The 14,679-nt window shown below is 73.5% G+C and carries 10 protein-coding genes and 1 other RNA gene; 2 read left to right on the top strand and 9 right to left on the bottom strand.

Features of this window, described 5'->3' with window-relative positions:
- Positions 1-46 precede the first annotated feature (46 nt).
- The 5 genes from ssrA to ftsE form a co-directional block, all read right to left on the bottom strand.
- Positions 47-416: a transfer-messenger RNA gene (gene ssrA / locus ABZ404_RS20265) on the bottom strand.
- Positions 417-499: 83 nt separating this feature from the next.
- The gene (gene smpB, locus ABZ404_RS20260) at positions 500-997 is read right to left on the bottom strand and encodes an SsrA-binding protein SmpB (RefSeq protein WP_358833510.1); all 498 of its coding nucleotides are present in this window, start codon (positions 995-997) and stop codon (positions 500-502) included.
- Between the two features lie 18 nt (positions 998-1,015).
- Positions 1,016-2,188 carry a S41 family peptidase gene (locus ABZ404_RS20255; RefSeq protein WP_358833509.1) on the bottom strand — a complete coding sequence of 391 codons (1,173 nt, stop codon included), beginning with the start codon at positions 2,186-2,188 and terminating at the stop codon, positions 1,016-1,018.
- Between the two features lie 89 nt (positions 2,189-2,277).
- The gene (ftsX, locus tag ABZ404_RS20250; RefSeq protein ID WP_358833508.1) at positions 2,278-3,195 is read right to left on the bottom strand and encodes a permease-like cell division protein FtsX; all 918 of its coding nucleotides are present in this window, start codon (positions 3,193-3,195) and stop codon (positions 2,278-2,280) included.
- Between the two features lie 57 nt (positions 3,196-3,252).
- Entirely contained in the window at positions 3,253-3,942 is a 690-nt protein-coding gene (gene ftsE, locus ABZ404_RS20245) for a cell division ATP-binding protein FtsE (RefSeq protein WP_101388537.1), read from the bottom strand.
- 269 nt (positions 3,943-4,211) lie between these two features.
- Between ftsE and ABZ404_RS20240 the strand changes: the two genes are divergently transcribed.
- A complete protein-coding gene (locus ABZ404_RS20240) occupies positions 4,212-4,403 on the top strand; it encodes a hypothetical protein (protein ID WP_358833507.1) in 192 nt (63 codons plus the stop codon).
- A gap of 127 nt (positions 4,404-4,530) precedes the next feature.
- Here the strand turns inward: ABZ404_RS20240 and ABZ404_RS20235 are convergent, their stop codons facing one another.
- The 4 genes from ABZ404_RS20235 to ABZ404_RS20220 all read right to left on the bottom strand — a co-directional run bounded on the left by ABZ404_RS20235 (position 4,531) and on the right by ABZ404_RS20220 (position 10,089).
- Positions 4,531-5,562, bottom strand: a complete 1,032-nt coding sequence (locus tag ABZ404_RS20235) for a hypothetical protein (protein WP_358833506.1) — start codon at positions 5,560-5,562, stop codon at positions 4,531-4,533.
- A gap of 285 nt (positions 5,563-5,847) precedes the next feature.
- Positions 5,848-6,951 (bottom strand): peptide chain release factor 2, encoded by a 1,104-nt coding sequence (gene prfB / locus ABZ404_RS20230; RefSeq protein WP_358833505.1) that lies wholly within the window; start codon positions 6,949-6,951, stop codon positions 5,848-5,850.
- 69 nt (positions 6,952-7,020) lie between these two features.
- Positions 7,021-8,247, bottom strand: coding sequence for a serine/threonine-protein kinase (locus ABZ404_RS20225; RefSeq protein ID WP_358833504.1), 1,227 nt, complete (start codon positions 8,245-8,247; stop codon positions 7,021-7,023).
- Positions 8,248-8,373: 126 nt separating this feature from the next.
- A complete protein-coding gene (locus tag ABZ404_RS20220; protein WP_358833503.1) occupies positions 8,374-10,089 on the bottom strand; it encodes a serine/threonine-protein kinase in 1,716 nt (571 codons plus the stop codon).
- 408 nt (positions 10,090-10,497) lie between these two features.
- Between ABZ404_RS20220 and ABZ404_RS20215 the strand changes: the two genes are divergently transcribed.
- Positions 10,498-14,103: an FtsK/SpoIIIE domain-containing protein gene (locus tag ABZ404_RS20215; protein ID WP_358990640.1), complete on the top strand. Its 3,606-nt coding sequence runs from the start codon at positions 10,498-10,500 to the stop codon at positions 14,101-14,103.
- The last annotated feature ends 576 nt before the right edge of the window (positions 14,104-14,679 follow it).

Here is a 14,679-nt window from a genome sequence, read left to right as displayed (position 1 = left end):
AAGGCCCGGCCGCTCAACGCGGCCGGGCCTTCGCCTCAACATGGGAAAGTGGAGATGGCGGGAATCGAACCCGCGTCCAACGGTGCTGAATCAGGGCTTCTCCGTGTGCAGTTCGCTGCGCTTTTCTCGGCCCCGGAGATCACGCGAACAAGTCTCCGACGGGCTCAGCCACTGTTTGATTTCCTTCTGGGCCCCGTGGCCGGGCTCAGAAGTTTAGATCCCTTGATGATGCCAGGATCCGGGTCGGGATCACCCCCGGGCTGACACTTCGCAAGTCGCTACTTAGGCAGCGAGGGCGAAGGAATCGCGCTTGGTGTTGGCGATTATTGGTTGCGACATATGGTTAACGAGATCATTGCCGCTTCCTCGACACGCTTCCCCTGCTCCGACATCCGCTGTCGAAACCGATCATCCCCATGTTTTGTTAACAAGGTGCTCCGCCCCGGGGGGCGGCGCTGTAGCCATGGTACGCGACGCGGACCGCGGCTCGCCAGGACATTTACGCCCGCTGCCGCCGCCGGGCCGCCGCGACGGCGCGGTTCGTCTCCCGGGTGTCCTGCTTCTCCCGCAGCGTCTGGCGCTTGTCGTACTCCTTCTTGCCCTTCGCCAGCGCGATCTCGATCTTCGCCCGGCCCTCCTTGAAGTACAGGACGAGGGGCACGATCGTGTGACCCGACTCCTGCGACTTGCTCGCCAGCTTGTCGATCTCGGCGCGGTGCAGCAGCAGCTTCCGCTTGCGCCGCGCGCTGTGGTTGGTCCAGGTGCCCTGGGCGTACTCCGGTACGTGGACGTTGTGCAGCCAGGCCTCGCCCTGGTCGATCTGGACGAACCCGTCGACCAGCGACGCCCGCCCCTGGCGCAGCGACTTCACCTCGGTGCCGGTGAGCACGAGACCGCACTCGTAGGTGTCGATGATGAGGTAGTCGTGCCGCGCCTTCTTGTTCTGCGCGACGAGCTTGCGCCCGTTGCCCTTGTCCTTCTCTTTTGCCTTAGCCATAGTGCGGCCATTTTCGCACTACGACCGCCCCCCGAGGCCACCCAATACCGCCTCGGCCCGCTTCTCGGCCCGCTCGGTGACCGGTACGTCCGGGGTGATGCCCTTCCCGTCCACCGCGTGCCCGGCCGGGGTGCGGTAGTGGCCGACGGTCAGCTCGGCCACCGAGCCGTCCGGCAGCTCGGTCGGCATCTGGACCGAGCCCTTGCCGAAGGTGCGCGAGCCGACCGTGACGGCCCGGCCGCGGTCCTGGAGGGCTCCGGTCAGCAGCTCGGCCGCGCTCATGGTGCCGCTGTCGACCAGGACGACCAGCGGGCGGGCGGTGTCGCCGGCCCGGTCCGCGTAGAGGGCGCGCTGGCGGCCGTGCACGTCGTAGGTGGCGACCAGGCCGCCGTCGAGGAAGGCGGAGGCGGCCGAGGCGGCTTCGGTGACCAGACCGCCGGTGTTGCCCCGCAGGTCGAGGAGGACCCCGGCGCCGCCGGGGGCCGCGCGAACCGCTCTGCGCACCCGCTCGCCGGAGCCCTTGGTGAAGGCCGCCACCTTGATCATCACGTCGCCGCCCGGCAGCGCGCTCACCGTCACGGTCTCGGTGGTGAGCTCGGCCCTGCGCAGCGCCTCGGTCCAGGTCCGCCCGGCCCGGTCGAGACCGAGGACGACCCGGCTGCCGGGGGTCGCCCTCTCACCGCGCAGCAGCGCGACGACCTCGGTGACCGGCAGGGTGCCGAGCGCGCGGCCGTCGATCGTGACGAGCCGGTCACCCGCCCTGATCCCGGCGCGGGCGGCCGGGCCGCCGGGCTGGAGGCGGGTCACCTCCACGCGGCCGTCGGCGGTGCGCCTCGCCCACAGGCCGACGCCCGTGTAGCGGCCGTCGAGGGCGTTCTCGAACTGCTCGTACGCGCTCTGGTCGTACACCGCGCCCCAGCGGTCGCCGCTGCGGCTGACGGCCTCGGCCGCCGCCTCCGTACCGGACTTGCCGTCGGCCACCGCCCGGGCCGCGGCCCGGGCCACGTCCGCGCCGCGGTCGCGGGGCTCGACGGCGGAGGCGGGCAGGGCGTGCAGCGGGGCGCGGCGCTCCTCGGCCTGCGGCAGCGAGCCGGTCACCGCGGCGGTCGCCAGGACCGAGACGAAGACCAAGGTCAGAGTCGCCCCGCGGCGCACTCCGCGGGACCTGGGACAGCTGTCCGGACCTGACATGGCGTCGAGTCTAGGACAACGCGAGGGCGCCGCAGGGGCTGTTGCTCCTACGGCGCCCGGGGCACATCTCACACTCCGACGGCCTCGCGTCACACCTTCAGGTACTTGCGCAGCGCGAAGAACGCGGCCAGCGAAGGCATCAGCACACTCGCGGCCAGCACCAGCGGCAGCTTGGCGAGGACCGCGTCCCAGCCGATGAAGTTGATCAGATTCAGCTTGTGCGACAGGTCGAGCCCGTGGTCGATCATGAAGTAGCGGCCGACGATCAGCATCCCGGAGGCGGCGATGCCACCGAGCACCCCGGCGAAGGCGGCCTCCATGATGAACGGCGCCTGGATGTAGAAGCTCGAAGCGCCGACCAGGCGCATGATGCCCGTCTCGCGCCGTCTGCTGAACGCCGAGACCCGGACCGTGTTGACGATCAGCATCAGCGCCACGACCAGCATCACCGCCATGACCAGGACCGCGGCCACGTTCATCCCGCCGAGCAGGCTGAACAGGTTCTCCAGGATGCCCTTCTGGTCCTGGACGGACTGCACGCCGTCGCGCCCGGCGAAGGCGGTGGCGACCACCTTGAACTTCTCCGGGTCCTTGAGCTTGACCCGGAACGACTCCTGCATCTGGTCCGGCGTGATGGAGCCGGCCATCGGCGAGTCGCCGAACTGCTCCTTGTAGTGCTTGAACGCCTGGTCCGCGGACTCGTAGGTGACGGTCTCGACGATGTCGAGCTTCTTGAGGTCGGCCTCGATGTCCTTCTTCTGCTGGGCGGTGACAGCGCCCTTGGAGCACTTGGCGACGGACTCCGCGTCGGCCTTGTTGCAGAGGAAGATCGAGACGTTGACCTTGTCGTACCAGTAGCCCTTCATGTTGTTGACCTGATCCCGCATCAGCAGCGAACCGCCGAACAGGGCCAGGGACAGGGCCACGGAGACGATGACGGCGAACGTCATGGTCAGGTTGCGGCGGAGACCGACGCCGATCTCCGAGAGTACGAACTGCGCGCGCATGGCGACTGGTTGGGCCTTTCCGTGCTGGTCGTGCTTCCGAGCTCGATGCTCAGCGCATCAGTGCTGGTAGCCGTAGACGCCGCGCGCCTGGTCACGCACGAGACGGCCCTTTTCGAGCTCGATCACACGCTTGCGCATCTGGTCGACGATGTTCTGGTCGTGGGTCGCCATGATGACGGTCGTCCCGGTCCGGTTGATGCGGTCCAGGAGCTTCATGATGCCCACGGAGGTCTGCGGGTCGAGATTGCCGGTCGGCTCGTCCGCGATCAGCAGCATCGGCCGGTTGACGAAGGCCCGCGCGATGGCGACGCGCTGCTGCTCACCGCCGGAGAGCTCCCCGGGGCGCCGGTCCTCCTTGCCACCGAGTCCGACCAGGTCGAGCACCTGGGGCACGGCCTTCCTGATCTCCCCGCGCGGCTTGCCGATGACCTCCTGGGCGAAGGCGACGTTCTCGGCCACGGTCTTGTTGGGCAGGAGGCGGAAGTCCTGGAAGACGGTGCCGAGCTGGCGCCGCATGTGCGGCACCTTCCAGTTGGAGAGCCGGGCCAGGTCCTTGCCGAGGACGTGCACCTGCCCCTGGCTGGCGCGCTCCTCGCGCAGGATGAGTCGCAGGAAGGTCGACTTCCCGGAGCCGGAAGAACCGACGAGGAAGACGAACTCGCCCTTCTCGATGTCGAGGGAGACGTCCCGCAGAGCGGGGTGGCTCTGCTTGGGATAGGTCTTGGAGACGTTGTCGAATCGGATCACGGTGCACCACGGTCGCCGGGAATAGGTGTGCGTGACACTACGCGAACCGGCCTGGGCCGTGCAGGCACCGTTCGGGGATGTTCCGGGGATGCGCCTTATGTCCCGTTGACGGCGGCCTCCGGACCCCCTCACGGGGGCAGAATCCGGCGGGGCGCGCCGAAACGCGCGCGAGCTGGCACAGTGGTAGGGGGAACGGTTGCGTTTCCCTGAGCGTTGTGCGGAGCAGTAGGTGCCTACAGCGGCTCCGCCGCGCGGGAGGAGGAAAGCGCATGACCTACGACCGCTTGGTGTGCGCGAACTGCGCGGCGCCGGTCAGCGAGGGCCGCTGCCCCGTCTGCCGGGCCAACCGCCAGCGGCTCCAGCAGGAGGGCCCCTGGGGCGGCCTGAGTCCGGCCGCCCTGGTGACGCTGCTCGTGGTGCTGGTGGCCGCGTTGGCGCTGCTGGCCCACCAGACCGCGTGACGTCACGGCACCGGGCCGCACGGCCCGGCCGCTTCTGACACGTCGGGTGTACGCGAGTGGGGCCCGGGTTGCGAAGTGCGCCCCGGGCCCCACTTTCGTACGGTGTAACGACTACCGTGCGTGACGCCTAGGCGACCGTGCGGCCGCCGACCAGACGCGGCATGAAGCGGAAGCCGATGCCGCCGGCGATCATCGTCGCGGCGCCGAGCAGCAGGAACGTGGTCTCGCCCGCACCGGTCTCGGCGAGCTCCTCCTTGGGCTTGCCCTGCTCGACCGGCTTGGAGCCACCGCTGTCCGGGGTGGTGTTGTCCGGGCAGCTGGCCCCGTCGAGGGAGACGGTGCAGGTGCCGCCGGTGGAGCCACCGGTGCTGCTGGAACCGCCGGTGGCGGAGGAGCCGCCGGTGGAGCCGCCCGTGGCGGACGAACCGCCGGTGGAGCCGCCGCCGGTCGCGGAGCTGCCGCCGGTGGACGAGGAACCGCCCGTGGAGGACGAGCCCCCGGTGGAGGAGCTGCCACCGGTGGACGAGCCGCCGGTGGACGAGCTGCCGCCGGTCGTGGAGGAGCCGCCCGTGGTGCTGCTGCCGCCCGTGGAGGAGCTGCCACCGGTGGACGAGGAACCGCCCGTGGAGGACGAGCCCCCGGTGGTGGACGAGCCGCCCGTGGTGGACGTGCCGCCGGTGGACGAGCTGCCGCCGGTCGTCGAGGTGGAACCGGACGAGCCGCCGATGTCGGCACCGCCGATGCCACCGGTGGAGGAGGTCCCGCCGGTGGAGGAGGTACCGCCCGTGGTCGACGTGCCGCCCGTGGAGGACGTGCCGCCGGTGGACGAGGTACCGCCCGTGGAGCTGGTGCCACCCGTGGACGTGGTGTCACCGGTGGTCGAGGTACCGCCCGAGGAGGAGGAACCGCTGGTGGAGGAACCACCCGTGTCGGCGCCGCCGATGCCGCCCACCGTGCCGGTGGTGCCCTCGGACTCGCCCTGGACGCCGAGGCCGACGTCCACGCCGCTCTTGTCGGCCTCGGCCTTGGCGCTGATGCCGCCGATGTTGACGTCGACACCGGCGGCCTGAGCCGCCCCCGCGGCGGTCAGGGACGCACCCGCCGCGATCACCGCGCCCGCGGCTATCCGTGCGAAGCGGACCCGCGTCATTTTCGTCATCTGGCTGCTACCCCCAGTAGCTCAAGTGTCATGGAGCAGCGTCCGGGGGCCGCGGGACCGGGGGGATACGTTTCTCCGTCGCCCCCGTCACACGCGCCCCGGAAATACGCATGCCGCGCGTCACCCTTCCGCACTTTCAAGAATGACGTCAAGGCCGTTGCGTACGGAATGCCCGGAATGGCGTGACTTGCCCGTCGTACGGAGTTGCGACTGTGACGTAAAAAGGGAACTGCCGCTCAACGAACGGCAGTTCCCTTGTCGACAAAGCCCCGAAAGGGCGGTCGATTACTTCTCCTGCTGCTTGCGCCAGCGAATTCCGGCTTCGAGGAAACCGTCGATCTCACCGTCGAGGACGGCCTGCGGGTTGCCCACCTCGAACTCGGTGCGCAGGTCCTTGACCATCTGGTACGGGTGCAGGACGTAGGAGCGCATCTGGTTGCCCCAGGAGCTGCCGCCGTCCTTGAGGGCGTCCATCTTGGCCTGCTCCTCCTGGCGGCGGCGCTCGAGGAGCTTGGCCTGGAGGACGTTCATGGCGCTGGCCTTGTTCTGGATCTGCGAGCGCTCGTTCTGGCAGGAGACCACGATGCCGGTCGGCAGGTGCGTGATGCGGACCGCGGAGTCGGTCGTGTTGACGCCCTGGCCGCCGGGGCCGGAGGCGCGGTAGACGTCGATGCGCAGCTCGCCCTCGTCGATCTCGACGTGGTCGCTGGACTCGACGACCGGCAGCACCTCGACGCCCGCGAACGAGGTCTGGCGGCGGCCCTGGTTGTCGAAGGGCGAGATCCGCACCAGGCGGTGGGTGCCCTGCTCGACGGAGAGCGTGCCGTAGGCGTACGGCGCCTTGACCACGAAGGTGGTCGACTTGATGCCGGCCTCTTCCGCGTACGACGTCTCGTAGACCTCGGTGGAGTAGCCGTGGCGCTCGGCCCAGCGCAGGTACATGCGCTGGAGGCGCTCGGCGAAGTCCGAGGCGTCGACGCCGCCGGCCTCGGCGCGGATGTTGACCAGGGCCTCGCGCTCGGCGTACTCGCCGGACAGGAGCGTCCTGACCTCCATCTCGTCCAGGGCCTTGCGCACCGAGACCAGCTCGGCCTCCGCCTCCGCGAGGGTGTCCGCGTCGTCCATCTCCTCGGCGAGCTCGAAGAGCACGCTGAGGTCGTCGATCCGGCCGCGCAGCGTCTCGGTCTTGCGGACCTCGGCCTGGAGGTGCGAAAGCTTGCTCGTGATCTTCTGGGCGGCCTCCGGGTCGTCCCACAGGGACGGCGCGGCGGCCTGCTCCTCAAGCACGGCAATGTCTGCCCTCAGCTTGTCGAGGTCCAGGACGGCCTCGATCGACCCCATGGTCGAGGAGAGGGACTTCAGCTCTTCGGATACATCGACGACTGCCACGGGTCCAGCGTAACGGCTGTGCGCAAGGACGTTTCCCCCGCGGCGTGCCACGGGCGGACGGGCCCGGGACTACGGGGCCGGCGCCGAGTGCTTGGAGTCCTGCGGGGGCTTGTCGTCGTCGCCCGAGGTGGCGAGCCAGCCGCCGACGGCGACCGCGGCCGTCAGCACCACCGCCGAGGCGCCCAGGATCAGCCGCCGCCGGCGCAGCTGGTCCGCCCGGTGCCGGGCCGAGCCCGGGCGCGGGGTGCCCGCCGGGCGAGGGGCGCGGGCGGTGCCCAGGGGGCCGCCGGCCAGCTCGTCGGGGCCGGGGACGCGCATGCTGGTGTGGGTGTCGCGGTTGGAGTCCAGCGGGGCGCCCGGGACCAGCGGCACCGCGCCCCGGCGGGGCCTGCCGGAGGGGGCCGCGGGCTCCTCGTAGACCGGCTCCTCGGGCTCCTCGGCGTCCGGCTCGTCCACGTCCAGCGGCGGCATCCCGGCCACCAGCGGCAGCAGCTCGCGCAGCCGGGCGGAGAGCTCGGAGGCGCGCAGCCGGGAGGCCGGGGCCTTGGCGAGGCACTGGACCATCAGCTGCCACAGCTCGTCCGGGATGCCGGGCAGCGGCACCACGGTCTCGGTGACGTGGCGGCGCAGGACCGCGCCGGGGTGGCCGCCGCCGAAGGGGGTGAAGCCCGCCAGGAGCTCGTAGAGGACGGTCGCCAGGGCGTAGATGTCGACCGCCGCCCTGGGCGGCAGGCCCTCGACGATCTCGGGGGCGAGATAGTCGGGCGTGCCGATGATGCGGGTGGCCTTGGTACGCCGCGGGGTGTCGATCAGCTTCGCCACGCCGAAGTCGGTGAGGAGCGCGGGATGCGCGCCACCGGGGCCGAGCGGGCCCTGCATGTCCAGGAGGATGTTCTCGGGCTTGACGTCGCGGTGCACGATCCCGGCGGCGTGCGCGGCGGCCAGGCCGTCGGCCACGTCCGCGACGATGGCGACCGCCGCCTCGGGCGCGAGCCGGCGCTCCCGGTCGAGCCGGGTGCGGACGTCCGTGCCCCGCACCAGGTCCATGACCAGGGCGAGGTCGTTGCCGTCGACGACCAGGTCGCGCACGCCCACGACGTTCGGATGGTCCAGGCCGAGCAGCGCGGTGCGCTCCTGGACGAAGCGGCCGACCAGCTCCTGGTCGGCGGCGAGGTCCTCGCGCAGCAGCTTGATGGCGACGGGCCCGTCCGGGCCCTCGCCGAGCCACACCGTGCCGGCGCTGCCCCGCCCCAGGATCTGGTGGGCGGTGTACCGGCTGCCGATATTCCGTGCCAAGACTGCTCCCTCAGCGGCTGGCTGTGCACGCCGAGGCTACGCGGCCAGGGGGGCAACCTTCACTTCCGAGGGGGAATTCACCCCCTGGAAGTCGACAAATCCATGAAGTCGGTGTTCCGGAACGCCTTACTTGCCCCCGAGTTTGCCGATCCAGCCCGACACCTTGTCGACGGCGTCGCCGATCGCCTGCCAGTAGCTCTTGCCCTCGGCCACCCAGTCCTGGAGCGGGGTGAGCTCCCAGACGAGCCAGCCCGCCACGAACAGCAGGACCAGGGTGAACAGACAGCCCTTGAGGCAGCCGAGACCCGGAATCCGCATGGGGTTGGCGCTGCGGCGGCGCGGCTCACGGGGCTCGCGCGCCGCGGGTGCCTGCGGCTGCTGGGGCGCCTGCGGCGGGGCGTACTGCCGGCGCTGCTGGTGCTGGGGCGGCGGCGCGTACTGCTGGTGCTGCGGGGGCTGCTGCGCGTACGGCTGGGGCTGCTGCGGCTGCCGGTACGGCTGGGGCTGCGGCTGCGGCGCGTACGGCTGGGGGCGCTGCTGCTGGGGTTGCTGGTGCTGGGGGCGCTGCTGGGGCTGCTGCGCCTGGCGGTGCGGGCGGCGGCGCAGCGGGTCCTGCTCCGGGTCCAGGTACTGCACCTGCGTCTGCTCGTTGCGGTCGCGGGCCGCCTGGAGCTGGGACTGCCAGGGGTGCGGCTCCTCGGGCCGGTCGGGACCGCCCTGGGGGCCGTACTGGTTCTGCCCCTGCCCCACCGGCGGCAGCACCGCCGTCGGGTCGGGCGCGCCCCGGCCGGGCAGGACCGCGGTCGGGTCCGCGGCGCCGGGGGTGTGCGGCAGGTACGAGGTCGCGGCGTTCGGGTCGTACGCGCCCGCGTTGGTGGGCAACACCTGGGTCGGGTCGGCCGCGCCTGGCGTCTCGGGGACGGGCGCGGGCGCCGGGTCGGGCGCGAGCAGCGCGCCGACGCCGTCGGCCGCCTCGACCTGGGCCGGGGTGGAGTGCACCCCGATGCCGTCGGCCACCACGCGCAGGGCGCGCGCGAGGTTCTCCGCGCTCGGCCGCTCGTCCGGGTTCTTGCGCAGACAGCGCTCGATGACCGTCCACAGCGGGGCGGGCACGGTGGTGGGGCGGCGCGGCTCCTCGCTCAGATGCCGGTGCAGCACCTCCAGAGCCGTGCCCCCGGCGAACGGCGGACGCCCGGTGACCAGCTCGTACATCAGGATTCCGGCGCCGTAGACATCGACGGCGGAGGTCTGCGGGCGGCCCTCGGCGGACTCCGGCGCGACGTACGCGGGCGTGCCCACGAACTCGTGCGTACGGGTCAGGCCCGGGGAGTCCGCGAGGCGCGCGATGCCGAAGTCGGTGAGCATCGGGTGCATGGCGCCGTCGCGCTCGTCGAGCAGGACGTTGGCGGGCTTCAGGTCGCGGTGGACCACGCCGTCGGCGTGGCTCGCGGCGAGCGCGTCCGCGATCTGCGCGGTGAGCAGGGACGCGGCGACCGGCGTGAAGGGCCCGTTGTCCCGCAGATAGCGGTGCAGGTCGGGGCCGTCGACCAGATCCATGACCAGGGCGAGCAGATCGCCCTCGACGACGAGGTCGCGGGTGCGCACGATGTTGGGGTGCGTCAGGCGCAGCAGCACCGACCGCTCGCGCAGGAACCGCATCACGACGTCGGCGTCGTTGGCGAGCTCCTCCTTGAGGACCTTGATCGCGACGGTCTCGCCGGGCTGGCCGGCCACCGCCGCCTCGGCACCCGCCGCCTCCCTCTGGCGGGCGCGCCAGACGGTACCCGTGGCACCGCGTCCGAGCGGCTCCTCGAGCAAGTACTTGCTGCCTACCGGCCGCACGTCATGCGCTCCCTGCTGGTCTGGCTGGATCCGGGTCTCCTCGGGTGTCCCCCGGGCCGCCCACTGTAGTGCCGACGGCTGTCACCACGGCCGCCGCGGCGGCCGTGGCGGCGCGGGCCCGCGGGCTCCGCTTGTTCGAAGGGAAGACGCCGCCGTCGCACGGAAGGTTGCCGAACGGCCGTGCCGAAGCGGGGTGAACGATTCCGCCGAGGTGCGCAACCGGCCACTTTGCGGCCACATTTGCGTCGAGAGCCGATCATTCAAGATCACTTGGAGGTGGGTGGCGGGCGTGTTGTCAGTGGCAGGTGCGAGGATGCCCTCAGCACGACATGTGTGCCTGGTGGGGGGAATCACAAGGGCCTTTCCCTCCGTGCCCGGCACCCCCGCGCAGAAGGGACCGCCGAGGCGATGCAGATCCGGCTGACCGTCCTCGCGCCGCGCAGCGGCCACGCTGCGGCGCGCGCCTGCGACGTGCTCGTGACCGCGCCGGCCGGGACCGCCCTGGCGGCCGTCGCCTCCGGCCTCGCCACGGCCGCGTCCGGTTCCGAGGTGTCGAGCACGGTCGTGCTCTACGCGGGCCGTGAGCGGCTCGACCCCCAGCGCCGCGTCCTGGGCGAACCGCCCCTGGTGGACGGCGCGGTGCTGTCCCTCTCCGCCCCGGCCGACTCCTCGACGTACGCCTACGAGGAGCACGAGGAGGCCGTCCGCGCCCGCCTGTGCGTGGTGGCGGGGCCGGACGCGGGCGGGGTCCATCTGCTGCACGGCGGACAGATCCGCGTCGGCCGCTCGGCGGACGCGGACGTCCCGCTGGACGACCCGGACGTGTCCCGGCTGCACTGCGCGGTCACCGTCGGCGAGGGCGGCCGGGTCTCGGTGGCCGACCTGGGCTCGACGAACGGCACGCGCGTGGACGACGCCCCGGTCGGCCCGCACCCGGTGCGGCTGCCGGTGGGCGCCCTGCTGCGCCTCGGCGAGTCCGCGCTGCGCCTGAGCACGGGGGCCCCGTCCCCGCAGCCGCTGCCCACGACACCGGACGGGGAGGGCCACATCCGGGTGACTCCGGCGGCTTCCCCGGCCCCGGCCGGATCCGGCGAAGCCGCGCCGCTCGCGCCCGGCCCCGGGACCGCCGCCCGGGTGCCGTCCCCGCGCGCGTCGAGCGAGCCGGTCCCCACCGCCCCCGGACCGACGACCCACGGCACCGGGAACACGCCCGCCCCGGGCGGCCCCGGTCCCGCCGAGGCGAGGGAGAGCGGCGGACGGCCGCACGCACGCGACGGCGCGGAGACCGACGAGGCCTACGGGGAGGCGGGACGAGGGCGTACCGAGGGCGGGTTCGGTACGTACGGCGGCGTGCCGGGAGCGAGGAGTGCCGCCGGGGGCGGCAGCGGTGATGACGCCGGTGACGGCGTTGACGGCTGGGGTTTCGCCCCCGGGGGGCAGGGTCACGGCCCCGGGCTGGTGCCGGGACGGGCTGGCGAGGGGCACGGCCCCGGGCCGGGGGGACAGGGTTACGGCGCCGGGCCCGGCGGTGAGGGTTACGGGTCTGGACGCGGCGGTGAGGGCTACGGGCCCAGGCCCGGTGGCGCGGGCCAGGGGCTCGGGCCGGCTGGCGCCGGCCAGGGATCCGGGCCGGCGCAACAGGGTTACGGCCCCCGGCCGGGCGGTGCGGTTCACGGGGCTGGACCGGGCGGTGAGGGCTACGGGCCCGGGCCGGGCGGCGGGGTCCAGGGATCCGGGCCGGGTGGTGTGGGTCAGGGGTCCGGGGTCGGGGCCAGTCGGAGGGTTGGGACGCCTCCCCGTGGGACGCGGCTGCCCGAGGACGTCGAGCACGCGCGCGCGGACGACGGAGCCGCGGCGCGGCGGCGCGGCGGGATCGGGGCCTGGGCTCGGCGGCTGACCGGCGGCCGCCCCGAGTCCGTGGACGAACCGGCGCCGACCGAGACCGCCGCCGTGGTGCCGGGCGGCTCCCCCCGCGCCCCCGAGCGCTGGCCCGACCCGGCCGCGCTGCTGCTGACCGCGCTCGGCCCCGGGCCGAGGCTGTGGGAGCGGCGCCCCGGGCACCCGGAGGAGCTGGCGATCCGGGTGGGGACGGCGGACCGCGGCGAGCTCGCGGCCGTGCCGGTGACCGTCGGGCTGCGGGAGGTGGGCTCGCTGGGGCTCGCCGGACCCCGCGCGAGGCTGAACGGGCTGGCGAGGGCGGCCGTGGCCCAGCTCGCGGCGCTGCACGCGCCGGCCGACCTGGAGATCGTCCTCATCAGTACGGAGCGCGGCCGCAGCCTCCAGACGCGTACGGCGGAGTGGGGCTGGCTCGGCTGGCTCCCGCATGTGCGTCCCGGGCACGGCCAGGACTGCCGGCTGCTCCTGGCGTACGACCGCGAGCAGGCCACCGCCCGGACGACCGAGCTGGTCCGGCGCCTGGACGACAGCCCGCTGGGCCCCGGCTGGGCGTCCGCCGACGCGGCGGCCGTGGCCGACGCCACCCGCCGCTACTCGGGTCCGTACACGGTGGTGATCGTCGACGGCGACCCCGGCTCGTCCGTGCTGCGCGAGACGACGGCCCGGCTGGCCTGCGCCGGGGGCGCGGCCGGCATCCATCTGCTCTGCCTCGCCGAGACGCCGCCCGCCTCGCCCGTGTCGCCGGTGGAGGCGACGTACGAGTCGGCGTGCGCGGTCTCGCTGCCCTTCCGCGAGTGCGGGGCGGCGGCGCTGCTCAGCGGCGACGTGGCCACGGCGCTGCGGCTGCTGCGCACGGCGGGCGGACGTCCGGCCGGGCACGGCACGCTGGCGGTGGTGGACGCGGTGTCGGCGGCCTGGGCCGAGCGCTTCGCGCGGGCGCTCGCGCCGCTGCGCGCGGGCGACGGAACGACCGCGCCCGGCCGGCCGCCGGTGGCACTGCCCCCCTCGTCCCGGCTGCTCGACGAGCTGGGCCTGGCGCGGGCCACCCCGGCGTCCCTGATGGCGCGCTGGGAGTCGGCGCCGGACGGCGCGGCTGTGCTCGGCACCGGGCCGCGCGGCCCGGTCGGCGTCGACCTCGCCTCCGAGGGGCCGCATCTGCTGGTCGAGGGCCCGGCGGGCAGCGGGCGTACGGAGCTGCTGCGGGCGGTCGCCGCGTCGCTGGCGGCGGGGGCGCGGCCGGACCGGCTGGCGCTCGTGCTGGTCGACGGGGCGGGCGGGGAGCGCGGCGAGGGGTTGCGCCCCTGCACCGAACTCCCCCATGTCTCGACGTACTTGGTGGCCTCGGACCCGGTCCGGATGCGGGAGTTCGCGCAGGCGCTGGGGGCGGAGCTGAAGCGGCGGGCGGAGCTGCTGGGGGAGCTGGGGTTCACGGAGTGGCTCGCCCGGCAGGAGCCCGGGCAGGGAGCCGAGGAGGTGGCGGGACGGGTGGTGGGTCCCCGGCCGCCGGCCCCCGGTGAGCAGCAGGGCGAGGGGGACGCGCCGTCCACGAGCACGCTGCGGCTGCGCCCCCTGGGGCGTACGCGTACGGACTCGGGGCCGCCGGCCCTGGCACGTCTCGTCGTCCTGGTGGACGACTTCGACGCGCTGCTCGCGCCCGCGCTGGGCAGCCCCGGGCGGCCCGCGGCGGGCTCGGTGGTGCGCGCGCTGGAGGCGGTGGCGCGGGACGGCGAGCGGCTGGGCGTCCACCTGGTGGCGACGTCGTCGCGTCCGGAGCGCACGGCGGAGACGGAACTGGCGCGCCGGGTACGGCAGGTGGTGCGGCTGGACGCGCCCCCGCTCGTCCCGTCGCCGGAGGAGCCGTCGCCGGGGCGGGGCCGGCTGTTCGGCCCGGACGGTTCGGTGACGCCGTTCCAGGGCGGCCGGGTCACAGGCCGGATACCGCGCACGGCGACGCTGCGGCCGACGGTGGTGCCGCTGGAGTGGGAACGGATGGGCGACCCGCCGGCCCGGCGGCCGGTACGGGAGCTGGGGAACGGGCCTACGGATCTGGCGTTGCTGGCCAGTGCGTTGGAGAGGGCGGGGCGGGTAGTACAGGCAGCAACCCCGGCGGGCCTATAACCCCCGGACACCCCCTTCGGGGCTGCCCCCGCCCCCCTTCAGGGCCACGCCCCCGGACCCACCCCGGGGCCACGCCCCCGACCCCACCCCGGGGCTGCGCCCCTGACCCCGCTTCGGGGCTCCGCCCCGGGCTGCCGTCTTTCGCCTGCGGACCGTGCTGGGTTGCTCGCGCAGTTCCCCGCGCCCCTAGGCAGCCGGGGGCGCGGGGAACTGCGCGCTCAGCCACCAACAACCCGCAGACAAGGTCCCGGCCCCCGGGGCAATCAGGGGCGCGGGGAACTGCGCGACCAGCCACCCACCACCCGCAGACAAACCCCGACCCCCGGGACAGTCAGGGGCGCGGGGAACTGCGCGACCAGCCACCCACCACCCGCAGACAAACCCCGACCCCCGGGGCAATCAGGGGCGCGGGGAACTGCGCGCTCAGCCACAGACGGGCCACAGACGGGCCACAGGCGGGCCGCAGACGAACCCCGGACCGAAACCGCTTCGCGGACTGACCCCACGTCACGACCCCATCACGATCACCCAGTTGACAGCGAACGCGGTATTGCGGGGCCCCCGCACCCGGCGTAG

It is taken from the genome of Streptomyces sp. NPDC005878 (genome assembly GCF_040629815.1).
Lineage (GTDB): Bacteria > Actinomycetota > Actinomycetes > Streptomycetales > Streptomycetaceae > Streptomyces.
This window is presented reverse-complemented; position numbering and strand designations above follow the sequence as displayed.

Bases quoted from the DNA above. Each gene is read 5' to 3' on its own strand.
- ABZ404_RS20215 (WP_358990640.1), top strand. From the start codon at position 10,498: ATGCAGATCCGGCTGACCGTCCTCGCGCCGCGCAGCGGCCACGCTGCG.
- ftsX (WP_358833508.1), bottom strand. From the start codon at position 3,195: ATGCGCGCGCAGTTCGTACTCTCGGAGATCGGCGTCGGTCTCCGCCGC.
- ABZ404_RS20235 (WP_358833506.1), bottom strand. From the start codon at position 5,562: ATGACGAAAATGACGCGGGTCCGCTTCGCACGGATAGCCGCGGGCGCG.
- ABZ404_RS20255 (WP_358833509.1), bottom strand. From the start codon at position 2,188: ATGTCAGGTCCGGACAGCTGTCCCAGGTCCCGCGGAGTGCGCCGCGGG.
- ABZ404_RS20240 (WP_358833507.1), top strand. From the start codon at position 4,212: ATGACCTACGACCGCTTGGTGTGCGCGAACTGCGCGGCGCCGGTCAGC.
- smpB (WP_358833510.1), bottom strand. From the start codon at position 997: ATGGCTAAGGCAAAAGAGAAGGACAAGGGCAACGGGCGCAAGCTCGTC.